The 21113-nt window shown below is 71.7% G+C and carries 27 protein-coding genes; 4 read left to right on the forward strand and 23 right to left on the reverse strand.

Annotated features, from left to right (window positions below):
• Positions 1–28: 28 nt before the first annotated feature.
• Together BT341_RS00125 and BT341_RS45055 are read left to right on the forward strand one after the other, a co-directional pair.
• Positions 29–1060: a hypothetical protein gene (locus BT341_RS00125; protein WP_072474311.1), complete on the forward strand. Its 1032-nt coding sequence runs from the start codon at positions 29–31 to the stop codon at positions 1058–1060.
• Positions 1061–1172: 112 nt separating this feature from the next.
• Positions 1173–1730, forward strand: a complete 558-nt coding sequence (locus tag BT341_RS45055; RefSeq protein ID WP_177328696.1) for a hypothetical protein — start codon at positions 1173–1175, stop codon at positions 1728–1730.
• Positions 1731–1986: 256 nt separating this feature from the next.
• Here BT341_RS45055 and BT341_RS00135 read toward each other — a convergent pair whose 3' ends face one another.
• The 6 genes from BT341_RS00135 to BT341_RS00155 form a co-directional block, all read right to left on the reverse strand.
• Positions 1987–4221 (reverse strand): hypothetical protein, encoded by a 2235-nt coding sequence (locus BT341_RS00135; RefSeq protein WP_072474312.1) that lies wholly within the window; start codon positions 4219–4221, stop codon positions 1987–1989.
• Positions 4222–4329: 108 nt separating this feature from the next.
• Positions 4330–5028, reverse strand: coding sequence for a hypothetical protein (locus BT341_RS00140; protein ID WP_072474313.1), 699 nt, complete (start codon positions 5026–5028; stop codon positions 4330–4332).
• A 208-nt stretch (positions 5029–5236) separates the two neighbouring features.
• Positions 5237–5368 (reverse strand): hypothetical protein, encoded by a 132-nt coding sequence (locus BT341_RS47230; protein ID WP_281255956.1) that lies wholly within the window; start codon positions 5366–5368, stop codon positions 5237–5239.
• A 27-nt stretch (positions 5369–5395) separates the two neighbouring features.
• On the reverse strand, positions 5396–5848 hold the full coding sequence (locus tag BT341_RS00145) for an RRQRL motif-containing zinc-binding protein (protein WP_072474314.1): 453 nt from the start codon (positions 5846–5848) through the stop codon (positions 5396–5398).
• Positions 5826–6161: a hypothetical protein gene (locus tag BT341_RS00150; protein ID WP_072474315.1), complete on the reverse strand. Its 336-nt coding sequence runs from the start codon at positions 6159–6161 to the stop codon at positions 5826–5828. The genes BT341_RS00145 and BT341_RS00150 overlap by 23 nt, the downstream gene beginning before the upstream one ends.
• 162 nt (positions 6162–6323) lie before the next feature.
• Positions 6324–6569, reverse strand: coding sequence for a hypothetical protein (locus tag BT341_RS00155; protein ID WP_072474316.1), 246 nt, complete (start codon positions 6567–6569; stop codon positions 6324–6326).
• 111 nt (positions 6570–6680) lie between these two features.
• Between BT341_RS00155 and BT341_RS45060 the strand changes: the two genes are divergently transcribed.
• Complete coding sequence (locus BT341_RS45060) at positions 6681–6962, forward strand: hypothetical protein (RefSeq protein ID WP_072474317.1); 282 nt, start codon at positions 6681–6683, stop codon at positions 6960–6962.
• Positions 6963–7041: 79 nt separating this feature from the next.
• On the opposite strand, the gene BT341_RS00165 is transcribed toward BT341_RS45060, so the two are convergent.
• The 11 genes from BT341_RS00165 to BT341_RS00215 form a co-directional block, all read right to left on the reverse strand.
• A complete protein-coding gene (locus BT341_RS00165; protein WP_072474318.1) occupies positions 7042–8505 on the reverse strand; it encodes a hypothetical protein in 1464 nt (487 codons plus the stop codon).
• A gap of 246 nt (positions 8506–8751) precedes the next feature.
• The gene (locus BT341_RS00170; RefSeq protein WP_072474319.1) at positions 8752–8973 is read right to left on the reverse strand and encodes a hypothetical protein; all 222 of its coding nucleotides are present in this window, start codon (positions 8971–8973) and stop codon (positions 8752–8754) included.
• A gap of 83 nt (positions 8974–9056) precedes the next feature.
• A complete protein-coding gene (locus BT341_RS00175; RefSeq protein ID WP_072474320.1) occupies positions 9057–9344 on the reverse strand; it encodes a hypothetical protein in 288 nt (95 codons plus the stop codon).
• Positions 9341–9622, reverse strand: coding sequence for a hypothetical protein (locus BT341_RS00180; RefSeq protein WP_072474321.1), 282 nt, complete (start codon positions 9620–9622; stop codon positions 9341–9343). The genes BT341_RS00175 and BT341_RS00180 overlap by 4 nt, the downstream gene beginning before the upstream one ends.
• 86 nt (positions 9623–9708) lie before the next feature.
• Entirely contained in the window at positions 9709–10398 is a 690-nt protein-coding gene (locus BT341_RS00185; RefSeq protein WP_245804852.1) for an NUDIX domain-containing protein, read from the reverse strand.
• 89 nt (positions 10399–10487) lie between these two features.
• Positions 10488–11228 (reverse strand): hypothetical protein, encoded by a 741-nt coding sequence (locus tag BT341_RS00190; RefSeq protein WP_072474322.1) that lies wholly within the window; start codon positions 11226–11228, stop codon positions 10488–10490.
• Positions 11225–11563: a hypothetical protein gene (locus BT341_RS00195; RefSeq protein WP_072474323.1), complete on the reverse strand. Its 339-nt coding sequence runs from the start codon at positions 11561–11563 to the stop codon at positions 11225–11227. The genes BT341_RS00190 and BT341_RS00195 overlap by 4 nt, the downstream gene beginning before the upstream one ends.
• Positions 11564–11619: 56 nt before the next feature.
• Positions 11620–11871, reverse strand: coding sequence for a hypothetical protein (locus BT341_RS00200; RefSeq protein WP_072474324.1), 252 nt, complete (start codon positions 11869–11871; stop codon positions 11620–11622).
• A gap of 100 nt (positions 11872–11971) precedes the next feature.
• Entirely contained in the window at positions 11972–12622 is a 651-nt protein-coding gene (locus BT341_RS00205) for a hypothetical protein (RefSeq protein WP_072474325.1), read from the reverse strand.
• 137 nt (positions 12623–12759) lie between these two features.
• Positions 12760–13179: a hypothetical protein gene (locus BT341_RS00210; RefSeq protein ID WP_245804853.1), complete on the reverse strand. Its 420-nt coding sequence runs from the start codon at positions 13177–13179 to the stop codon at positions 12760–12762.
• Positions 13180–13299: 120 nt separating this feature from the next.
• Complete coding sequence (locus tag BT341_RS00215) at positions 13300–13866, reverse strand: hypothetical protein (protein ID WP_072474326.1); 567 nt, start codon at positions 13864–13866, stop codon at positions 13300–13302.
• A 109-nt stretch (positions 13867–13975) separates the two neighbouring features.
• On the opposite strand from BT341_RS00215, the gene BT341_RS00220 reads away from it, so the two are divergent.
• Positions 13976–14296, forward strand: a complete 321-nt coding sequence (locus BT341_RS00220) for a hypothetical protein (protein ID WP_072474327.1) — start codon at positions 13976–13978, stop codon at positions 14294–14296.
• 74 nt (positions 14297–14370) lie between these two features.
• On the opposite strand, the gene BT341_RS00225 is transcribed toward BT341_RS00220, so the two are convergent.
• The 6 genes from BT341_RS00225 to BT341_RS00250 all read right to left on the reverse strand — a co-directional run bounded on the left by BT341_RS00225 (position 14371) and on the right by BT341_RS00250 (position 21030).
• Positions 14371–16617 (reverse strand): hypothetical protein, encoded by a 2247-nt coding sequence (locus tag BT341_RS00225; protein ID WP_072474328.1) that lies wholly within the window; start codon positions 16615–16617, stop codon positions 14371–14373.
• 113 nt (positions 16618–16730) lie between these two features.
• Entirely contained in the window at positions 16731–18431 is a 1701-nt protein-coding gene (locus BT341_RS00230; RefSeq protein WP_072474329.1) for a hypothetical protein, read from the reverse strand.
• Between the two features lie 59 nt (positions 18432–18490).
• A complete protein-coding gene (locus tag BT341_RS00235; RefSeq protein WP_143168413.1) occupies positions 18491–18859 on the reverse strand; it encodes a hypothetical protein in 369 nt (122 codons plus the stop codon).
• Positions 18856–19110, reverse strand: coding sequence for a hypothetical protein (locus BT341_RS00240; RefSeq protein WP_072474331.1), 255 nt, complete (start codon positions 19108–19110; stop codon positions 18856–18858). Before BT341_RS00240 ends, BT341_RS00235 begins: the two co-directional genes overlap by 4 nt.
• A 4-nt stretch (positions 19111–19114) precedes the next feature.
• Positions 19115–19525: a hypothetical protein gene (locus tag BT341_RS00245; protein WP_143168414.1), complete on the reverse strand. Its 411-nt coding sequence runs from the start codon at positions 19523–19525 to the stop codon at positions 19115–19117.
• Between the two features lie 158 nt (positions 19526–19683).
• The gene (locus BT341_RS00250; protein WP_072474333.1) at positions 19684–21030 is read right to left on the reverse strand and encodes a hypothetical protein; all 1347 of its coding nucleotides are present in this window, start codon (positions 21028–21030) and stop codon (positions 19684–19686) included.
• Positions 21031–21113: the final 83 nt, after the last annotated feature.

The following is a 21113-nucleotide window of genomic DNA, read 5'->3' on the forward strand; positions in this document are numbered from 1 at the left end:
AAACTGAACTTTCGCCGATACTGGGCCGGTGCCCGACGAAGCCGAGTACACCCAGCGCGCCGAAGAGCGCATCCGGGAAGTCCTCAACGTCGAGCACGCCGTCGTCCCCCTCGAGCTCGAAGCCCGCATCAGCGAGGCCGGCTACGCCGACTCCGGCATCAACATCAACCCGCACCACATCTCGAATGCACTGAGGAACCTCGTCGCCCGCGGCGAGGTTCTCCGCACCGGGCCGGTGGCCAGCCGCGGCGGACACCAGATCGAAACGATTCAGCCCGCCGACCAACGTCGCCGCAAGACCGCGATCACCCACGCCGCCGCCCGCAAGCGGCTCCTCTATGGCCGCTACCTCGGCTGGGCCCAGGGCACCGAGCGCTACCGGCACGGTCTCATCGGCCCCGCCGGCGAGGCTGCCGTCCGCGGCGGGCTACTAATGTCCGGCGGGATCCAGCCGTTCCGGCCCGACGCCGGCGAGGTAACCAGGCTGCTCGGCACCGACCTGCCGGGACCACTCGACAGCGCTGGCATCCACGTCCCGCTGCTTGTCGGAGAACTCGGTGAGCCGATCGTCGTCATGATCGAGATCAAGAACATCCGAGGCTGGATGTATCCCAGCTCCGAAGAGGTCTACCAGCTGCTCGATAAGGCCTGCGTGCTGCAGACCGCCCACCCGGATCAGCCAATCCTGCCGGTATTTGTCTGCCGGAAGGCCCAGGATCCCCTCTTCTGGATGGCTCAGCAGCTCGGCTTCATGGTCATCGACCTCGGCATCCAGTTCGCCGGCGACGTCGAGCAGGCCTCACTCGACGAGATACGTAACGAACTCGCCTTCTCCGACCTCCGAGTCGGCGCCGGCCCCAGCGTGCGCGTGCGCGATCGGTTCCAGAAGACCGTCCCGAAACACGGCACCCGGTGGGCGGCGGACTGGCGGAAGACTGTCGCCAACCACCATCTGGTCCACTACATTCACGAGCTGCGCTACGCCAAGGGCTACGAGCGCAACGTCCTCATGCAGGAATTCCGCCAGTTCGTCAAAGACGCTGGATACCGAGGGTTTTAGCCCATGGATCACGTGATCGCCACCGCCCAAGCCGAACGCACCGCCATCCTGCGCCGCCACCACACCGACGCGTGGCTAGCCGAACGCAGCCGGACCGCCGCTGGCGGCGACAATGCCTGACCCGCAGACCGGCGACCTGGACCCCGACGCCGTGCTGGCCGCCTACGACCAGATCACCGACCTGGTCACTACGATCACCGACGACGTGCTGAGCCAGGTCCGTACCGAGCCGACCGACTCCGGACCGAGGTGGCGGGCGGCACTACAGCCCGCGACCGACGAGGGCGCGGCCGCGGTGCTGCGCGAGACGCTCGACTGGATCCGCGAGATCCGGAGCATGGCGGCCGCCGCCGAACGAATGGTCACCATGGCGCTGGACAGCGCCCCGCCCGCCGCCACACCCAGCACGGCCGGGCCGGCCCCCGAGGCGAGCCCGGCGGGGATCGACGCCGCGGCGATCGCCGCGCAGCTACGGGCCACCGAGACCGAAGACGAAGGCGCCGCCTACCTCGAGCGCCTGCAGCTGGACCGCGACGGGCTGCTCGCCGTGGCCGCGGCGCTGCAGCTGACCCGCCTGGACAACGTGCGCGGTCAGGCCGAACTGCGGCGCCGGATCCTGAAGCAAGCGATCGGCGCCCGGCGGAAGTTCGACGGGCTGGCCAGATGGTGATCTTCGGCTCTGTGCTGTCGCCGCGACGGTCGTAATCGCTACACCGAGAGCGCAACCACCCGACGCGCCGGCCGCCCGAAGCGTCCGTCGTGTTGTTGTCGGATTTGTGTCCAGTGGACAGGTCCAGAACGCAGAAAGCCCCCAGCCGACGGCTGGGGGCTTTCTGCGACTTGATCAGGGCTTGACAGGTTGGCGACGACGTCTCGAACTCGAGCCTGGATGGACCGCGCGGAACCTCGACTGGCCCGGCCGGCCATCACCAGTTGCGCAGGCCCGCGTACTTGTTGCGCGCGGCGATCGCCTGGTTGAGGATCCGCTCGCGCAGTTTCGTGTCGCTGAGGCGGCCGATGCGGGTCATGCCCAGCTCGGCGGCGACGGCGCGCAGGGTGTCCCGGTCGAGCTTCTGCTCGGCGAGGTAGTTTGCGCCCTGCTCCACGGTGGCAGCTTCCCGTAGCCGCGCGGCGATCGCCGCGGCGGAGGGCACGGAACCAGCGGCCTCGATCGAGCCGGACCGCTCAGCCGCGGCCGACGTCTTCGCGACGGTGGCCGGGGCGACGTCCTCGTGCGGCCGGCTGGCTCGACGTTTCTGCTCGGCGCGGATTTCGTCGTGGGTCCGCGTCGACAGCAGCGGATCCCGCAGGGCCAGGGCCAGGTCGTCGTCGGTGGCGTTGCCGATGCCGGCGGCCTGCACGCGGTCCTTGGCGGCGGGGTCGCGGGGACGCTCGATGGAGATGACGTGTTGCTCTTCGCCACCCACGGTGACCGCCGCGGCATGGTCCTCGGGTGCGAGCGCCTTGCGGTTGTCCTCCGGGACGAGGTGGACGTTTAGGTCGGTGCGCGACATGTCCCGCAGGACCCGGCTGACCTCGTCGTGGTCGACGTCCGGCAGGGCCTTGCGGACGTCGACGAGCCCGACCCAGCCGCCGTCCTCTGTGGCCAGCTTGGCGACAGCGTCCCGGACCCGGTCCTCCGTGGACACCGGTTCGGCCGGGGCCAGCGCCGTGCGCGGCGTCTGCTGGCCTTCGCGCAGGCCCGCCGCGGAAGCGGCCTGCCTGCGGCGGCTCTGCTCGGCGCGGATCTCCTCGATCAGCTGGGAACGCGCCTCGGGGGCGTAGAGGCCGTGCTCGAGTTCCTGGTCGCTCGCGTTGGCCACGCCGATGGCCCGGACGTGGTCCGCGGCGCCGTCGATGCAGGGCGGCTGGATAGCGATCAGGTGTCGCTCTTCGCTGCCAACCTTCAGGGCGCCGGCGCGGTCGGCGTCAGTCAGGGCCTTGGCGTTGGCCGCGTTGGCGAGCTGGACGTCCGGGTCGGCGCGCGCGAGGTCGCTCAGGACGCGGGTGACCTCGTCCGGGTCGACGTCGTCGCCGACCAGTTCGCGGACCTTCGCGATGCGCACGAAGTCGCCCGGCTCGGCGGCGAGCTGGCGGACCGCGTCGCGGATCCGCTGCTCGGTCGAGACCGGTCCGGGTGCCGGCGCCAGCTCGCCGGCGTCGGAGACGGTGGAAGCGGGCGTGACGAACGAGTGCGGCGAGTTCGCGAGCTCGTGGAAGGCGGCGCGGATGCGTTCTTCGGTGGACAGCTGAGGATCCTGGGCGGGCGACGCGGCCGCGGGCAGCGGGGGCTCGGCCGTGTCGGCCGCGGTGTCGGTCGGCTGCGCGGGGGGTTCGGCGGGGTCGAGGTAGCGGAACAAGCCGTCGGGGCCGTGCAGAGAGGAGCCCCAGGCGCGGGCGATCTCGTCGGCGCGGCGGGTCCAGGCGTCCCGCTGGTCATCCGGTGCGGCGTCGAGCATGTCCTTGAGCGAGCGCGGGTCCTTGTCCTGCAGGGGGTCGAAGTAGTCGGCGATCAGCTGCTGCAGCTCCGCGTCGTCGGCGGGGTCGGGCAGCCTGTGCTTGGAGAAGCGGCCGCTGGTCAGGGTGCGGCGATCGGGGCGGTCGGATCGCGACCTGTTCGGCATGTCCGGGCTCCCTTCCTGCGGGCTTTGGTGTTCCTCGGCTCGGGTCGTGTTGTCGGTGGCGGGGCTCCCCGGAGCGGGCGAGGCCGGGTTGGCGGATCCGGGTGCTGCCGTCGGCTCGCCGGTGAGGAATTCGCGGCTTCCGGCGTCCGGGCTGCCGCTGTAGGCGTCTTGCACGGAGGTCTGCGCGCGCAGCCCGGCGCGCAGTTTCTGCGCCGCGGCCGCGGCGATCTCCCAGTTGGCCATCGCGTCCCGGACGGCTTGCGCGGCGGCGATGACGCTGCTTTGCACCTCGTGCACTGAGGCGAGAGTGTCCCCGCGGACGCCGTCGGCGTGCAAGGCCGCCGCCGACTGCTGGCAGGCCTGGACCAACGCGTCGGGGTCCGGTGTGACCGCGGCGATGCCGTCGTGGGCGGTGAGGCAGTAAGTGCCCAGATTGTCGGCGTAGTCGATGGCCGCGTCGAGACCGTTGATCTCTCCGGAGTGGACGGTTTCGGCCGCGGAGTTTCCGGCGTGGGGAGAGGTCGGCGGGGTACTCATCGGTGATCTCCTTGTCTGCTGTCCAGGTGCGGGCACGGTGGCGGGTTCGGAATCTGGCTTCCTATCGAGCGAGGCGGGTTGTGACGTGCTGCTGGTGGGCGGCCCCGGTCACGTCCCGAGCTGGACGTCGTAGTGGCGCGCGAGCGTGCGGAGGACGTCGCACGGGGAGGTGGCGGTGCACTCGGTGGTGAACTGGCCTTCCCATTCCCCGGCCCAGGCACCGGCGCGGACGCTGCACGCCGGGCAGCCGACGTCGGCGTCGGGGTAGCTGCAGGTTCCGTGCTCGGCTGCTTCGTCGCATGCGCCTTCGGCGCATTGCTCCGGGAGCAGCAGGCTCGGGGCATGTGCGGCGGTGTGGCCGAGCAGCTGCGCGCGGTGCGGGTGGTCGTGGTCCCAGTGGTCGCTGGCGAGGATCGCCTCGCAGATCCGCACCGCCAGGTACGGGTCGGGCAGCAGGCGGGTCAGCGCGGGCAGCTCGTCGGCGGCCGGGGCGAGCGCGGCAATTTCAGCGTGCTCGGTGTTCTGCTCGAGTGCGACGAGCCATCCGCAGTACGGGCAGCGCCCGGTCAGGTATCCGGAGCCAAACCGCGGGTTCGTCCGGTCGAACGTGCCCCAGGCGGGCGCCACGGTGGCGGCACGCCCGCACAACGTGCCCACCAGCCAGCCCGGGCGGCCGGCCGTAAGCGCGGCTTCGGCCTCCCAGCGGGCGACAGCGTGCTGGGCGCCGTTTGCGGCGCCGATGACGTAGGGAGCGTCGGGCAGCGTGGCGACATCGGCGGAGAAGCGGGTGGTGTGTGGTCGGTTCATCGCTGGTGGACCTCGAATTCGTAGGTGTCGTGGACGGCGCGGGCGATCAGGGCGGCGGTGAAACCCCTCGCTGAGCAGCTGGGTGGGGGTGGCGGAGGCGAGTTCGGCGTGCATTCGCTCGATCTCGCCGGCGGGAACGCGGCGGTTCGGGCGCCGCTGGTGTCGACGAGCCTGAGAGCCTGGCCCAGACCAAGGATCGCGGGGCGGGTCATCGGGGCTGTCCCTGCCCTTGCTGCTGTTTCTGCTGCTGTGCTTGTTTGCGGGCGCGGCGGGCGGCGTTTTCCTGTTCGGCCAGGGTGGCGTGCCAGGCGCCGGAGTCGTTTGTGGGCATGACGTTCACGTCCTTCGGAGAAGGTGGCTTGCGGGTTCAGGCGATGCGGCGGGCCGCGGTGAGGTCGAGCTCGTGACCAGGTGGCGCGCCGAAGCGGCCGGTGCGTTCCATGCAGTCCCAGCAGGTCCAGGTGCTGGTGGCCAGGTAGTGCTCGAATTCGTGGCCGCATTCGCTGCAGGTGCGATGGGCCCGCTGCATGGCTTCGATGCTGGCGCGCCAGCGCGGCGTCATCGGGCGGGACGGGATGGCCAGGTCGATGCGGTAGAGCTCGGCGACCTGCTCGCCCCAGCGGCGGTGGCGGAACACCAGCAGTCCGTACGGGTCCTGGCCGCGGCGGCGGCGGAGTTTCTGTTCGTGCAGCTGGCTTTTCGTCACCAGCTCGGCCGGGCAGTCGCCGTATTTCCACCAGGGCAGGCCGTCGCGGTAACCATTACACCAGGTCCACACGCCGTTCCAGAGCTGGATTTCATGCAGCGTCGTGCGCGACATGGTCGCTGTCCTGGGGTTCGGCGAGGGTAGCGGCCAGCTCGTAGCGGGCTGCGGTGTCCCGCAGCCGGGTGGCTTCCTCGGCCCACATCCGGGCGCCGGCGGTACCGGTGGTCATCGCGGCGAGGGCGGTGAAGTGCTCGGCGACGGCGGCCGCGAGCGCGGCACCGGCCAGCCACTGCAGCGCCGTGAGCGGCCGGTCGGGGTCGCGGGTGGTGGCTTCGAAGCGGGCCAGGTTGGCCCAGTCGGCTTCGGCCAGCGCCAGGCGGGCGCGCTGGGCGTCGCTGCGTGTGGCGGGCGGACGGGAATGAGACACTGGAGGCTCCTCCATCGCGAGGTGGTTGGAACCCGGCCGGGCCGCGGGAGTGCTTCCTAGGGCCTTCGTCCGCGCCCCGGCCGGGAGTCTTCGAGTGCTGTTCGGTTGTGGTTGCCACCGGATCCGCGTCGGCCGCTGGGGTTCACCGCGACCGGCGGCTGGTCACCTCGGCATCGCGTCCATGCCGGTCATCTGCGGGGTTCCGCTCGCAGCGGCGGGCTCGTCGGCCGGGCCGTGCGCGAAGCGGTCCAGGGCCCGGTACAGCCGTGCGAGGTCGCGGGTGCCGACGGGCTGCGGGAAGCCGTGCTCGGCCAGGGTGGCGGCGACGGCGGCGATCAGCGGGTGGGTGACTTTGCTGAGCCGGCCGCTCGGCCGGGCCAGCGGGTAGACGTTCTCGGCGTTGAGCACGAGCAGCTCCCTTCGATCAGCTACGCAATGTTTGAGCACGTCACGGTGGCTAGCCACCACGCTAGCAGTCGCATCATCCGGTGGCTAGCCACCTGTGGGAGGATCACCTGTATGCCCAGCAAGCACGCCAACCCGCAGCAGCTGAACGTCCGTCCGCCGGCCGAGGACCTCGCCGCGGCGAAGCGGATCCTGTCCGGCCGCAGCCGTGAAATCCGCGGGTTCGTGATCGCGTGCCTGCGGGCGCTACGCGCCGACCCTGACGGGTTTCTCGGCCAGCTCGACCAGTACTGGCCGCCGCCCGGAGCCGCGACGACGTCCCGCCGCCGCCCGGCGGACCAGCCGGTCGACACCAGCGGCACGTCCCCAGCGACGTCTTCCGCCGACGACGCCTGATCCGGGTCAGCGCGACGCGCCTACGCGAGCCGTAGCCAGCCCGGGTGAATAGGGCGTTATACGTGTCCGCGTGTCCCGCTCATCGCCGCGGCCGCGCTCGGCCCCGCGCCTCATCGGCGGCACGCTGGCGAGCGCGGTCGAGAACTCGCCGCCGCCGCTCCGCCGGATCCAAGCCGGCGAACTCGTCGACAACCACCGCGGCCGGGGCCGACGTCGCCACGGTCACGCTGCGGCGAGCATCAGCGATCAGCTGCTGCTGCAGCGACGTCCGCAGCTCACGCGAGGCGCGGACCTCGGCCAGCGTCTCGCGCACCTGCGCTACCGCGGCCGTTCGCGCCTGCTCGGCACGTCGCTCGGCGGCCAGCTCCGCCACGCACCGGCGGCCGTAGGCGGCGACCGCCTCCGGCGTGATCACGCCGAGCTTCTCGATCGCCGCGCCGTGCACCTCCCGCCGGAACCGCCGGGACGCGGCGGCCTCCGCACGCTCGGCAAGAAGCGCATGCCGGCCGGGCAGCGGGTTCCCGCGGTCGTCCAGCCAGGCCGAAAGCCGGCTGCGCACCCACCCCGCCGGGTGTATAACGGCGTACTCAGCGTGGGTCGATTCGGTCCCCGACCAGCCGGTCGGCCGGTAGCGCAGGGCCCACAGGACGCATCGGTTCGTCCACCCGGCACGCCACCAGCGACGACACACCGATCGGATCGCTCGCGCACTCAGCCGACCCAGAACCGGGTGCTCACGGGCCAGCTCAGCGGCAGCAGCAAGCATCTCAGCCCGCGTGGTCGGGACCTCCGTCGCGAACCGGCCCGCCCTCTTCTTCTCGATGCGGCCGCGAAGCGGCTCAATCTTCGGTTCATCCACCCCGGAAAGCGGCGCTGACCTGTGGAAAAGCTCGCTCGCGCGCGTACGTAGGTAACCAACTTCGATCTTTAACCCTAAAAGATCAAAAGACCAAGAGGGGGTCCAGTTTTTGTCCTCAATGGCCTTGAGCTGGGCGATCTTCTCCCGCAGCTCCGAGAGCGTCATCAGGTAGCGGCGGTGCCGCTGCGCCGGGTCCACCTGCTCGGCGGCCGCGGGGACGAGCAGGCCGTAGACGGCCGCGCGGTTGCCCTCCAGGGGGCTGGCCATCGGGCGGAACTGCGGGGTGCTGCCGGGCTCGATGCGGTCGATCCAGCCCAGGATCCACAGCTGCCGCAGCCACGCGGCCAGGGTGGAGCGCGCCCACCCGGTGGCGGCCTGCAGCCGCGCCCAGGTCGGCCAGGTCTCGGAGGTGGACCAGTCGGCCCAGTTCCGCAACGTCTCGACCAGGGTCCTCAGCCGCGTCTGGGCGTCGCGGCGCAGCTGCTGCACCCACGGCGCCGCCAGCAGCAGCTGCGCCCACTCCGTCGGGCCGTCCGCAGGCCGCACCGGCACCGCAGCCGACGGGGCGGCACCGGCCTCGGCCGCGCCGGCCTTCCCGCCGAACTGCAGCCAGCAGCGGCCGCACAGCGTCGCCATCTCCGGGCAGGTGAACCTCAACGGCAGGTCGCGCCGCAGCTCCGCCACGGCGTTTCCGCAGGTAAAACAGGGTCGGTCGGCGCGCCTCTGGTGCGCGCGCGACCCAGGGCTTATCCTGGACACACGAAATCCCTTGCAGGTGGGATACAGGCCCGGCTGACAACCGGGCCGCCTGAGCGGAAATCGGGCTGGTAACCCGAGAACCGGTCAGTACGGATGACGGCGACTGGTGGTGCAGTCGCCCGAAGCGGATGACGAGGCGAGCGGTGGGCAACCGCTACGCCTCGTCTTTATTTACGCGGTCATCAGCTGCTCCTGGATCGGGTGGGTGTAGCTGATGTCGATGCCCTGCTCACGCAGGTGCTCAGCCATCAAGCGGGCGCAGAAGTCGTTGAAGTCCATACCGTGGGATTTGGCGTACTGCTCCGCAGCTTCGGCCAGCGGGATCGGCACGATCAGCGACTTGCGCTTCCGTGGCCCTTTCCAGGGACGGCCGGTCTTCCGACGTTCCTCCATGTCGCACGTTCTACCGTTTCACGCGCACGAAACACGGGAAGACACGCCGCCCCCGTAGCCGAAATCGGCCAGTGGCGACGCGCTTATCGCGATTCGCCGCGGAAGCTCGCGTTGTTCGGGGTGCGGCGCTGGGCGTCGCGATAGGTGGCTGCGCTGGCCTGGATCAGCTTGCCGAGGGTCTGCAGCTCGGCGATCGCGAGCGCGGCGTTGCTGGCCAGGGCGACGTCGGTTTTGTAGGTGGCGAACAGCTCGGCGGCGCGGCCGTGGACCGCGGCGACGATGCGGCTGTCTTCGGCGGCCAGGTACTCGCAGCTGACGCGGTCGAGCCCGTCGACCGGCGGGTGGGGGAGCTGGTCGTAGGCATCGCTCATGACGGTCCCGCCGCCTCTCGTGCCGGCGGGTTCGGGCGGACGAGGTCGTCGAAGGACCCGACGCTGCTGGACCGGCCTTCGACAACCGAGAGGGCGTAGGTGAGCACGAGGTGGGCGGTGCGGGCTTCGATGCGGGCGGCGCCGGTGACGTTGCCGAGGCCGGCGGCGTGGCGTTGGTTGAGATCGGCTTCGCGGCGGATCCAGCGGGTGCGTTCGCGGCGCAGGACGGCCGCGGCGGGGCTGGGTTCGGCCGGGTCGGGCAGCAGAGTGTCAGGCACGAGGTGGTCTCCAGGTGACGGCGAAGGCCCAGCACCCCGCGGTCGACACCGACGTGCAGGGTGCTGGGCCAGGTGACGAGTGAGGCTCAGGCGATCGGGGTCAGGCCGTGAGGGGTGTCGACGACGTCGGCGAGGATGCGGATGTGGTCGAAGGCCAGCTGGTCAGGCATGGACAGCACGGTGCTGACCGGCAGCCAGCGGGCGTGCTCGGCGTCGGAGCCGGCAGTCGGGGTGGGCTGGTGGTCAAGGCGGGCGGTGTAGACGGTGGAGGCGACCGGTCCGCGGGGGTCGCGGCCGGGGGTGTCGTAGACGCCGACGCGGCGCAGCCGCGCCTGCTGGGCCGTGAGCCCGGTTTCCTCGCGCAGTTCGCGGTAGGCGGCGACTTCGGTGTCGTCCTGGCCCTCGCGCGCGCTGTCGCGGTCGGCGAGGTCGACGTAGCCGCCGGGCAGAGCCCATCGTCCGGCGAACGGGTCGTGGCGGCGGCGAATCAGCAGGACCGAGAGCACGCCGTCGCGTTCGGCGAGCAGGACGACATCGACGGTGCGGGCGACGTCGACCGGGTTGCCCAGGCGGGCGAGGATCGCGGCCCAGATTTCGGGGGCCTGGTGGTGGTTGACCCCGTCGCGCAGCTTGCCGTTGGCCGCGCACACGAGGTGTTCGAAGGCACGGCGGGCCTCGTCTTCGCTGGGCAGGGGCCGGGTGGAGAGGGTGCGGCCGTCGAGGAACGCGACGAGCTGGTTGAACGAGTGCGCGTCGGTCACGGTGGTCATCGCCATGCTGGGTGTCCTCCAGACAGGAAAGCAGATGGGGTGGTGGTGCGGCCGGGGGCGGGCCAGCGCTCCCGGTGCTCGAGGGGCCGCGGTGGTTACCAGCGCAGGTCGCGGCCGGGGTTGGGCAGGTGCTCGAGGGTGCAGGCCGGGCACATCCAGTGCCGGCCGCGGCGGGCCCAGCGCGCACTGACGGCTTCGACGAGCAGGACGTTGCGCTCGGCGTGGCGCAGCACGCCAGCGTCGCTGCCGTCCTCGTCCTGGGCGTGCAGCTGCAGGGGCCGGCCGGTGCCGTCATCGCACAGCGGCGCCGCGCAGCGCAGCGACCATGTCGGGGCCGGGTCGAATCCGACATGGGCTTCGTCGGCGGGCAGCTGGTCCAGCAGCTGCCACAAGTCGGCAAAGGGAACGCTGGCGACGTCGCCGTCACCGGCCCCGACCCGCCACAGCGGGCCGTGGGACAGCCAGCTGGTGCGAGCCCACCACAGCGGGCGCCGCTCGGCCTGGGCGCGGGTGAATCGGGCGCTGACCTCACGGGCCAGCCGGGCCGAGGCCGGGCTGCCGGTGGGGTAGGGCCAGTCGAGGTCGAAGTCGGCCAGGTGCGTGGCCAGCTCGCGGATGTAGGTCAGGGTGGTCGGCCGGACCCGGCCGCCGCCGGGGGCGCTGAGCGTCCACAGGCCGGTGAACGCGCCGTCGGGGGTGCGGTCGGCGACGATGAGCAGCCCGGGCACCGCGGTGGGTTCGCCGTCCCGGCCCTCCGGCGGCGGGGGCGGGGTACGCGGGGCGGGAACGGCACCGAGCGGGGTGGCGGTCGTGGTGGTGAACGGGACGGTGGTCATGGGCGGGAGCTCCTTGCGCGGGTGCAGTGGCTCAGGCGGATGCGGGGGCGGCCGTTGGGCTCGGTGGCCACGGCCGGGGTGTAGGTCGGGCTGTCGTGGATGTGGCGGCCGAACCGAATGGCCAGGGCAGTGACGACCTCGCGGGGCGGTGTGGTCCACTCCGGGGAAGCGGCTGCGGCCTGCCGCAGCGGCGCGAGTGTCGGCTCGAGCCAGAACTCGTAGTCGTTCCAGGCAGCGGCGATGTCGCGCCCGGCCTGCTTGGCGGCCGCCGGGGCCGCGTGGTGCTGGTGCTGCAGGTAGTCGGCGATGTCGGTGGCGCGCACGGTCGAGGGCACCGATCGGTCCTCCCTTCACAGCAGGCCGCGCACGGCGCGCGAGCCGGGGGCGGGGGTCAGTCGTCGCGACTGCGGCCAAGCAGCCGGGAGATGGCGCGGACCTTCCGGCCGGATCCGCCGCATTTCCCGCAATGGCGCCAGTTCTTGCCAGTGGGCGAGTGGTGCCTGCCGCCGCTGCAGTGCGAACAGGAGGTGTGGGGCCAAATCAGGCCGGACACCCCGTAGAGGACGACGACGAGGACCAGGACCACGACGAACCGGGCCGTGGAGTCGAGGCTGTTGAAGGCGTTGAGCAAGGCCGTGAGCATCGGGTTTCCCCCAGCGAGTCGGAGAGCAGACGGGGCGGGGTGATCCCGGCGTCGGATCACCCCGCCCCGTCTGCGCTGTGCGGGTTGGTTGTCGAAGCGGTCAGGCCGCCGGAATTTCGTGGCGCTCGCGGGCGGCGATCTCCTGCCGGTCCTGCAGGACGTTCACGAGCGCGTGCAGACCGTGGCCGATCAGGATCCGCAGCAGCACCACGGAGGCGATCGGGACGACCCGCACCGCCAGCTGCGGACCGAGCACTGCCAGCTCGGCCGGGTCGTTGTGGTGCCACAGGGCCACTGCGACCGGCAACGCCGGGTACAGCAGCAGCGCGGTGAACGCGAAGTCGACGACGAAGATCCGCCGCTCCAGGGCACGGCTGTCCCGATTGATCTCCCACAGCTGGTAGGCGGTGACGCCGTCGAGGTGGTGGGTCAGGGCCCAGTTCTCCTGGATCGCGGCGCGGCTGTAGCCGAATCCGGCCAGCAGCAGCACCGCGACCGCGATGCCGGCGCCCCAGTGCTGCGGGGTGCCGCCGGTGGCGCCCGGCCACAGCAGCTGGGCCGGGGCGGTGAAGACCATCAGGTAGAACACGGCACCGGCCAGGCCCAGCATGGCCAGATCGGCCAGGGTCTGACCGATCCGCAGGTAGTCGGCGTAGCGGCCGCGCAGCCGCGGCCGCAGCCCGCCGTCCGGGCCGGCGGATTCGGTCCCGGCCGGCTCGGCGACGGCGGGAAATTCGGTGGTGGTCGACATCAGAGGATCGGTCCCTTCATGCAGGCGAACGGGGGTCAGTGCGTCGCCGTGAGCGGTGGCCGGGCCGTGCGAGCGGTGGTGGCGAGGACGGCGATGGGCGATGGCCCACCCACGGCTGGTGAACGGGTTGTTGCCTTTCAGTCGGCCTCCGGCAACGCTTCGCTGGTCGTTTCGAGGTACCGGATCGGCTTCCCGAGCCGGGTCGCGTAGGTGATCTCGTTTCGGGTGGACTCGCCGATGTAGCCGCCGACGTTCAGCACGAGTACCTCGTCGGCGAGGTCGATCTTGCGCATGTGGAGCCGGTCCAGGCGCATCTTGGCGTTGGCGATTTCCGGGCCGAACAGCTGCGCCGACGCCAGATCCGCGTCGGACTTCGTGTCGCAGCCGATGGACAGGACGATGTGCCCTTCGAGCGTGAGCCGGAGGTTGGCCGTCCGGAAGGCGTCGCTGAATCGCGTGGAGCCGCACAACACGGTGATCTTCGGTGCGGGGCCGCGGTAATCGCGGACGACGTGATGGTGCTTGGCGCACTCGGTGCTGAAGTGGGGGGAGGACATGTCAGGGCTCCTCGGAGAAGGCTTGGTCAGCAGTGGTGAACGGCGTCGGCGGCTCTACGGGTTGGTCGCTCTGCAGCAGGGCGAGCCGGGGCGTCCTGGCTCGCATTCAAGAAGGGGTGTTCAGGCGGCTTGCGCTGCGCGGGCGAGCTGGTCGTCGGCGGCTTCGTGTTCGGCGGCGTTCTCGCCGTCGGGGCGGCGGGAGACGGCCAGGGCCAGCCGCTGCGCCAGCCTGGTGTCCAGGCCCGCGAAATCGGCGTGGTCGATCAGGACGTTGATCCGGTGGGCCAGCACCCAGCCGGGCTGGTCGATCTGGCCGGCCATCTGCTCGAGCACGGCCCGGACGTAGGGGTGGGCTTCCAGCTCCGGCACGGTGACCGTGCGGGGCGTGCGGTGGGCGCGGGTGGCGGCGACGTCGGCCAGCAGCGCGGCGAGGCGGGCGTCGTCGCGGTCGGCGGCGATCAGCTCGTGCTCGGTGACCGGGTGGTGCACCGAGCTCGACAGCGTGGCCAGCTCGGCGGTGGCTTCGGCCAGTGTGGCGAGGATGCGGGCGTCCTCGGTGTCGTCGTCGCTGCGGGTGAACGCGGCGACCAGGCCGTCGACGAGGTCGTCGAGCTCGAGGTAGCGCAGCTGCGGGTCGGCGGGGGTGTCGAGCGGCTCGCGCACGGGCATGGTGGTCGTGGTGTTCAAGGCTGGGCTCCTTCGCGGGCGTGGACGGACTGCCGGCGGCGTTCCCAGCACGGCAGCCCGGGGTCGTGAGCAGGGGTTTTGTCGGTGTGGGCCGGTAGGGTCTGCCGGTATGAGCGAGGAGTTGGTGTTCTCCCACGTGGCTGGGGCAGCGTTTCGGGACGAACGCGAGATCGACCGGTTCGTCGCGATGAAGGCGGTGTTCAACGTGCTGGGGCCGCCGTCGATGGATCGGCGCGGGGCGTTCAAGGAAGGCCACATGCACTGCTTCAAGTTCTTGCGCAGCGGCTTCTCGGACTCGCAGCATCACGTGAAGGAGCAGCGGCGCCGGATGCTGTTGTGGGCCACCAAGGGCCGCGCCGAGCGGGGCCAGATCGAGGACTGGTCGCGGTTGATTCAGGCGATCGAGGAGATGTGGATTCTGGCGGGCTGAGCGCAGGTTCTGTGACGACCGGGCGGCCGCCCCGAAAGGTCCGGTGCGGACTTTCGGGGGCGGCCACCGGTGTTTCAGGCGGCGCGGCGGCCCTCTTCGGTGAGGAAGTAGCGCACGGCCTTGCCGTTGCCTTCCCGGTCGATCAGCCCCATTTCCCGCAGCTTGCCCAGCAGCGTGCCCGCGTGCCGGGCGGTGCAGCCGATGGTGTCGGCGATCCGGCCGGGCTGGTCGAGCCCGGACGCGATCGCCCCCAGCACGAGCCGCAGCGACTCGTTCACCGCCTCCGCGGCAACCGGCTCCGCGGTGGGCTGTGCCGGTGCCGGCGGCGCGGGCGGCATGCCGATGGTCGGCGGCAGCGGAGCTCGTGACCCTGGCACCGGCCGCACGCCACCGGCGCTGCCGAACGCTCGCGGCCTCGTCATCAGCGCGGACGCCGCGCCGCCGGCACCGGCGTCACCAGCCGCTGGGCGGGGCTGGGTGACGCTGAGCTTGGCGGCCTCGCTGCCGGCGTCGAGCTCAGCTGCGCGGCCGCGGGCCCGGGCGAACCACTCTTCGATGAGCACGACGTTGTCCGGGATCGTCCGGTCGCGGCTGCGCTCGCCGGTGGTTTCGTCCAGGGGGTAGGCGTCGTCCTGGTCCGGCGCCCACAGCCCCTGGTAGACCGCCTGCCGGGCCTCGGGGTGATCGGGTTTCATGACGTACCCGACGCCGGGCTTGCGGGGCAGGGTGTTCAGGTCGAACGCGTCCGGGCCGGAGGCGGCAATCCGCGAGCACGTCGCGTCCTCGACCCGCAGCCCGATGCCGTTGCCGGATTTGAGGAACGAACGCAGCGCGGTGTCGTGCCAGGTCTGCACCGACGGGTCCTGGTCCGCGCACAGGCACCCGATCCCGATCTTGTTCGCCTCCCGGAACAGGCTCTTCCAGCCCTCCTTGTTCTCCTTGGTGATGTTCAGGTGGGATTCGTCCATGATCACCAGCACGCCGGGGTAGTCCCGCGTGGGCCGGAACTTCCCGCGCAGGTGCGCCGGCTTGTTCGTCTCCCGGTACCGCTGGATTTCCTGCAGCCGCGCAAGCGCCAGATCGGCTTCGTCCCGGCCGTAGTGCTCGGTGTTGTCCCACAGCAACGGGCAGGACTCGCCGTTCTGCCCGTCGATGTGGATGACCTTGATGACCCCGGTCCACATCGCGCACAGGCCGATGATCTCCAGCAGCCGCGACTTTCCCGTGCCGGGGGAGCCCACGACCAGGCCGTTGAGCATGCGGCTGGCGTTGAACAGCCGGTAGGTGGCGGTGCCGCGGCCGTCGACGTAGGGACCGATCGGGACGAACCCGCCCGGCAGCAGCGCCGGGTCGGTGAAGAACGCCGCGCCCTTGATCGGCTGGGCCAGGATGACGGTGAACTTGACCAGGCCGGGCTGCTCGATCTCCTCGCCCTCGTCGTTGGTTTCGGTGTAGGGCTCGGCCAGCAGCCGGACAGCCGGGATGCCCAGAGCGGTGGCGATCTTGCCCAGCACGGCGTGGACGTCGGCCAGGGACTGCTTGCCCGGGGCCAGGCGCAGGACGTACTCGACGCCGTGGTCGAATCGCTCGCCGGCGATCAGCGCCGACCCTGGCAGGCAGTAGCCGGTCTTGCCGACGAAGTCGGCCCACAGCTTCGGGAACTTCGCGATCGTCGCGTCGTCGATCTCGACCGGCTCGACGGTCTCGGCGGCCGGTTCTGGCTCGCTCGCGGCCCGCAGGTCGTGCTGGTGGTGGCGCCACCAGCGGGCGCCGAGGGAGAAGTCGCCGATCATCGCCAGGGCCAGGCTGCCCCAGTTGACGCCGATCGCCACGGCGAGGGTCATCCAGGCCGCGGCGGCCATGCCGAGCAGCCCGGTCCACAGCTGCCAGCCATCCAGCAGCTGCCGGCGGTGGCGGGCGATCCAGTAGCCGAGCGCGCTGGTGCCGAGCACGCCCAGCCCGGTCAGCAGGGCAGCGATCCCGGCGGCGTTCTGCGCGGCCTCGCGGATGACGAACGCGAACCCGATCAGTCCGGCGGTCAGGTAGTGCGGCAGCAGCTGCGCGCGGTTGCGGCGCTCGATCTCGGCCAGCGCCAGCCGCTGGGCCTTGGTGCGGGCACGCCGGGCCGCCCGGTTGCCCGGCTTTTCCGCCGGGTCGGCGGTCGCGGTGTGGTCGCCGGCGACCTGGTCGGGCAGGGTGGTCATCAGGGTCTGCACGGCCTGGGCCAGCTCGCGGGCGGTCTCGTCGAAGCTGCGCTCGATGGTGTCGAGCGGGTTGCCCTTGCCCCGGCCCGGGGCGTTCGGACGAGTGGTCGTCTTCACTGGGGTTCACTCCTCGGGTTGGGGATCGGCTGCAGAGCCGGTTCCGCACCGACCTCCGCACCCGAAGGCCGCGGGGCCTGCGGGTGCGGGTGCCGGAACAGCGCCGGTGCTGGTTAGACGCCGTTGGTGACGAACTCGCGGCTGCCGGCGTCGGGGGTGGCCGCGTAGGCCTCCTGCACCGAGGTCTGCTGGCTCAGACCGGTGTGCAGCTTCTGCGCGGCGGCCTGGGCGGCTTCCCACTGGGCCAGCGCCTCGTTGACCGCCCGGGCGGCGGCCACGACGCTTTCCTGCACCTCGGCGACCGAGGTGAGGGTCTCGCCGCGGACACCTCCGCGGTCGAGGTCGGCGTTGGCCTGCTCGCAGGACTGGGCGAGCGCATCGGGGTCCGGGGCGGCGGCGACGATGCCGTCGTGGGCGCGGGTGCAGTAGTCGACCAGGTCGCCGGCGTACTGGATGGCCTGGTCCAGGCCGGTGATCTCACCGTTCACGATGGGGTACTCCTTGCCTGCCGCGAACTGCGCGGCGTGGGGGTTCACTGACGGGAAGGGAATGACGTTGCTGGATTCGGCCGGAGCCGAGGGCTCCGGCGCGGCGGCTGCGAGGTCGTTGTTCTCCTTTCCGGTGCCGGGTTCCGGGTCCGCGCTGGACGCGGAGCCGTGGTCGGTGGGCTGGGCGGGCTCGCCGCTGGCCGACGTCGTCGGGGCGGCCGGCATCGTGCCCGCGCCGGAACGGGCTGCAGCCTGCATCTCCTGCTCGACGAGCGCCTGGACCTGGGGGGAGGCGTCCTCGTAATGGCGGTAGATGTCGGCGATGTCGAGCTGGTCACCGTGACGGCGAGCCAGCACCGCCAGCGCGTCGACGTCCTCCAGGCCGGGCACCACGGTCAGGCCCGCCCCCGGGGTGCGGCGGACGATGTCGAGCAGGTCCGCCCGGGCAGTGAGCGGCAGCGTGTTCAGCTCCTGCATGGTGACCCGGCCTATGCCGGGGCCGGTGACACCGGCCATGGCCCGGTGGTAGATCTCCGACTGTTCCGCAGTCATCGGGTACGGCGCGCCGGAGGTGGCCGCGGCCACCTCCGGGGACTCCGCCCGCGCGGCGACGTCCGGTGCCAGTTCCCGGGCCCTGGCCCGGGTCGCGGTTCCCGGCGATGCCGGTGCCCCGCTGCGGTGGGTGCCCGGCGACGTCCACGCCTCCGGCGGGGTGGTGCGCGGGGTCCGCTGCGGCAGCGGGCTGCGTTGCGGCGGCGGAGTGCCGCTGTCGGCCTGCGGCACCGCAGCGAAGAACCCGATCGGCGCCGGTTCCTCCGCCCGCCCGGCGGCCGCCGGAGCGGGGTCGCCCGCCGCAGGGACGTCGTTCGCGGCGTCGGCCGACGGTGTCCCGGCGGGGGAGACGGGTGTGCCCGCGGCGGTGGCCGCGGGCGGCAGGGGCTCGGCCGCGGGTGCAGCGGTGTCGGCCGGGGTGGCGGTGTCGTTGGGGACAGCGGCGGAGAACCCGAGCGCCTTATCGGTCTTCGCCCGCTGCCGAGCGATGATCTTGGCCGCTTTCCGCTTGGCCTTCTCCTCCCGCTTGATCCGGCGGGCATCGTCCATCAGCTGCCGCTTCTCGTGCGCCGAGGACCAGACGTCGTCGGCCAGCCCCGCGACGTAGCGGCGCAGGCCCGAGGCCGGGGGCGGAGCGCCCGCGGCGGCGCGCTGGCGCATCCGCTCCATCCGGTGTTCATGCCGCGGCGGGGTTTCGTTGCGCCACCGGGCGGTGGTGTCTTCCCAGAGCCTGATGACGCCGTAGCCGATCAGCAGGCAGAACAACAGCAGCACAGCACGCCTCCTTCACTTTCTCTCGTGGACCGATCTCTCTGCGTCGTGCGATCAGGGGGTCAGGTGAACTGCAGCCAGCCGGCGACGTCGCCGGCGGCGTGCAGCAGCTGCGGGAACGGCAGGACCTGGTTGAGCACCATCAGCAGCATCAGCGCCGCGGTGGTGCGGGAGCCGCGCTCGAACACCCAGTCCGCGTGCAGCGCCACGGCGCGCAGCCCGATCGCCACCCACGCCCAGGCGTGCGAGCCGTGCCGGGACAGGTCCTCCGGCGGCAGGTGCTCGCCGGAGACCGCCCACTCCTTGGTGGCCTTCAGCGGGGGCCGGGAGTCGGTCCAGAAGGAGGGCGGGATGAACTGGGCGGTCAGCAGCGACCACACGTCACGAGGAGCCGGCGGGCCACCGGTGGAGGGCTGATGCGGGGCGGTCATGTCGGTTTCCTTTCCACGATGTAGCGCTGCAAGATCGCTTCGGCCTCGGTGGCGACGGTGGCGGTCAGCTGCGCGAGGACGAGGTCGCGGCGTTCGCGGGTGGTGTTGTTCAAGGCGGTGCGCAGCAGGTCGACCGCGGCGTCGAACTTCGCGCGGGGGTCGCCGTCGGACTCGGCACGCTGCACCCGTGCCCAGTAGCGGGCCTGCCACTTCTGCACGCGATCGGTGCGGCGCTGCTTGACCGTCGACACCGGCTCACGCCCCGGTCAGGAAGGCCAGGCCGTTGGCCGAGATGTTGGCGAAGGAGTCGGTGAGGTTCCGCCCGGTCGGGGCGATCGGCCCGGCGGCGAGGACGAACAGGATCGGCAGCAGCAGGATGGCGACCTGGGCCAGCCGGTCGGCCTTGCGGTCTTTCCAGATGTCGGCGACCAGCACGATTAGCGCCAGCAGCACCAGCGCCCCGGCCAGCGCGCCGACCGGCAGGTGGGTCAGCCCGATCAGCTTGCGCAGCCCCGCGACCAGCCAGCCGCCGACGATGGTCTGGGCCAGCGAGACGCTGAAGATGGCGAACAACAACGAGACGACGTACCACTTCTTCAGCGCGTTGGTCTTCTTCTTCAAGATGAACCACAGCGCCACGGTGAACAACAAGACAACCCAAGCCATGACTGACGCTCCTTTCGTTGGGCAGCACTAAGAAACGGGCACCCCTCACCAAGGGGTGCCACGCGGAAAATTCGGGGTTGGTGAGCCGTCCGACTCACCAGACGGCCCCGAACCCAAGGTGTTGCGTCAGGTTCGGGGCCGTCTGAGGTACGGGCGGATCAGGACTGGGTGGTACTCCCGGCCTCGGTGTCGCGGCGGGAGTTGATCCACGACCGCAGCGTCGAGAGCGCCGGCACCTCGAAGCCCTGCTGCTCGAAGTGCTTCAGCACCACCGTGGGCCCGGGGTGACCGTTGCGGCGGGACCAGGCGTAGGCGGTGTCGGCATCCAGCTTGCCCGGCTTGGCCTTCGACGCCGGCTTCGCCGGAGCCGACGCCGCCGGCGCCGCCTCGGACTTCGCCGCCTCCGCCTTCCGCGGGGCGGCGGCCTTCGCAGGGGCCGCCTTCGGCGGGACGGGCCGGGCGGCCGGGCGCTGCTGGGGCACCGCGACCGGCGCGGGTGCCGGCGGCTTCGGCTGCTCAACCACGCGCGCCGGCGGCATCGCCGCGACCGGGGCGGTGACGCGGTCGGCGACCGGCGCCACCGGCAGCTGCCGCTGCTGGGCTCGCTCAGCCTCGGCACGGCGGGCCTTGGCCGTCGCGGCCGCTTCCGCGGCAGCCTTCTGCGCCCGCCGCTGGTCCATGTACGCCTTGAGCGCCTTGGAGAAGGCGTGCACGAAGTAGGCCAGCACGATGGGGATGAACACGGCCGCGACCGTGCCGGTCCACTTCCACCTCTCCGGCAGGGCGATCAGCGTGCCGCCCCGCACGTCGTGACCGACCAGGTTGAACAGCACGCTCGCGGCCAAGGTCAAGGTCAGCACCGACCGTCCGACGTGGACGTAGGTGCGGTTGGCGCTGATGGCGCCCATGAAGGTGCCGCCGATCGCGCCGACGTCGATCAGGATCGGGAACAGCTTCGCCAGGTTGTCGTTCCAGCCATACAGCCGGGCGGCGGCCAGCATCATCGAGAACGACAGCGCGAACGCCAGCGCGCAGACCACGAGCGTCACGACCGAGACCACGATCAGCGCGCCGACGGTGATGTCGCTGTCCTCGGCGGGCGTGGCCCGGCGGGTGCGGGTGCGCTGGGTGCGCAGCTCGATCCAGTCGGCCAGGGCGTGCCCGGCGCGCTGCCAGCCGGACGGGCCCGTCGGCTGCGGAAGCTTCGGCGCGGGCGGGCGCTTCCAAGGCTCGGCGCGCTCGTCGGCGGTGCGCGGCTTCTGGTTCGGGGGTGCGGGGTGCTCGGTGAGCGGTTGCGCCGCGGCCGAGCCCGCAACCGCGGCCGGCGGGGACGGCGGGGCCAGGGTTGGCGCGGTCGGGGTCGGTGGGGCGGGGCGGCGGTCGACGACGTCGATGGGCGCGGTGGCCTGCTCCGCCTCGGGCACGAACAGACCGGAGTGCAGCTGCCGGGTGAACGCTGCCAGCTCCAGGTCCACCGCCGGGTCGAGGTTGCGGGCATCGGCCATCGTGGGGTCCTCCAATCGGGTCGTACGCGGGGCATCTTGCCGTGCCGCCCGGTGCGGGTGGTGGCGGCGCCCCGGGCGGGGTC

The organism is Amycolatopsis australiensis (assembly GCF_900119165.1).
Lineage (GTDB): Bacteria > Actinomycetota > Actinomycetes > Mycobacteriales > Pseudonocardiaceae > Amycolatopsis > Amycolatopsis australiensis.

Coding starts and splice junctions, on each gene's coding strand:
- BT341_RS00245 (WP_143168414.1), bottom strand. CDS start 19,525: ATGGCTTGGGTTGTCTTGTTGTTCACCGTGGCGCTGTGGTTCATCTTG.
- BT341_RS00190 (WP_072474322.1), bottom strand. CDS start 11,228: ATGACCACCGTCCCGTTCACCACCACGACCGCCACCCCGCTCGGTGCC.
- BT341_RS00250 (WP_072474333.1), bottom strand. CDS start 21,030: ATGGCCGATGCCCGCAACCTCGACCCGGCGGTGGACCTGGAGCTGGCA.
- BT341_RS00200 (WP_072474324.1), bottom strand. CDS start 11,871: ATGCTCACGGCCTTGCTCAACGCCTTCAACAGCCTCGACTCCACGGCC.
- BT341_RS00205 (WP_072474325.1), bottom strand. CDS start 12,622: ATGTCGACCACCACCGAATTTCCCGCCGTCGCCGAGCCGGCCGGGACC.
- BT341_RS00135 (WP_072474312.1), bottom strand. CDS start 4,221: ATGAGTACCCCGCCGACCTCTCCCCACGCCGGAAACTCCGCGGCCGAA.
- BT341_RS45060 (WP_072474317.1), top strand. CDS start 6,681: ATGCCCAGCAAGCACGCCAACCCGCAGCAGCTGAACGTCCGTCCGCCG.
- BT341_RS00140 (WP_072474313.1), bottom strand. CDS start 5,028: ATGAACCGACCACACACCACCCGCTTCTCCGCCGATGTCGCCACGCTG.
- BT341_RS00210 (WP_245804853.1), bottom strand. CDS start 13,179: ATGTCCTCCCCCCACTTCAGCACCGAGTGCGCCAAGCACCATCACGTC.
- BT341_RS00220 (WP_072474327.1), top strand. CDS start 13,976: ATGAGCGAGGAGTTGGTGTTCTCCCACGTGGCTGGGGCAGCGTTTCGG.
- BT341_RS00185 (WP_245804852.1), bottom strand. CDS start 10,398: ATGGCGATGACCACCGTGACCGACGCGCACTCGTTCAACCAGCTCGTC.
- BT341_RS45055 (WP_177328696.1), top strand. CDS start 1,173: ATGCCTGACCCGCAGACCGGCGACCTGGACCCCGACGCCGTGCTGGCC.
- BT341_RS00170 (WP_072474319.1), bottom strand. CDS start 8,973: ATGGAGGAACGTCGGAAGACCGGCCGTCCCTGGAAAGGGCCACGGAAG.
- BT341_RS00175 (WP_072474320.1), bottom strand. CDS start 9,344: ATGAGCGATGCCTACGACCAGCTCCCCCACCCGCCGGTCGACGGGCTC.
- BT341_RS00145 (WP_072474314.1), bottom strand. CDS start 5,848: ATGTCGCGCACGACGCTGCATGAAATCCAGCTCTGGAACGGCGTGTGG.
- BT341_RS00235 (WP_143168413.1), bottom strand. CDS start 18,859: ATGACCGCCCCGCATCAGCCCTCCACCGGTGGCCCGCCGGCTCCTCGT.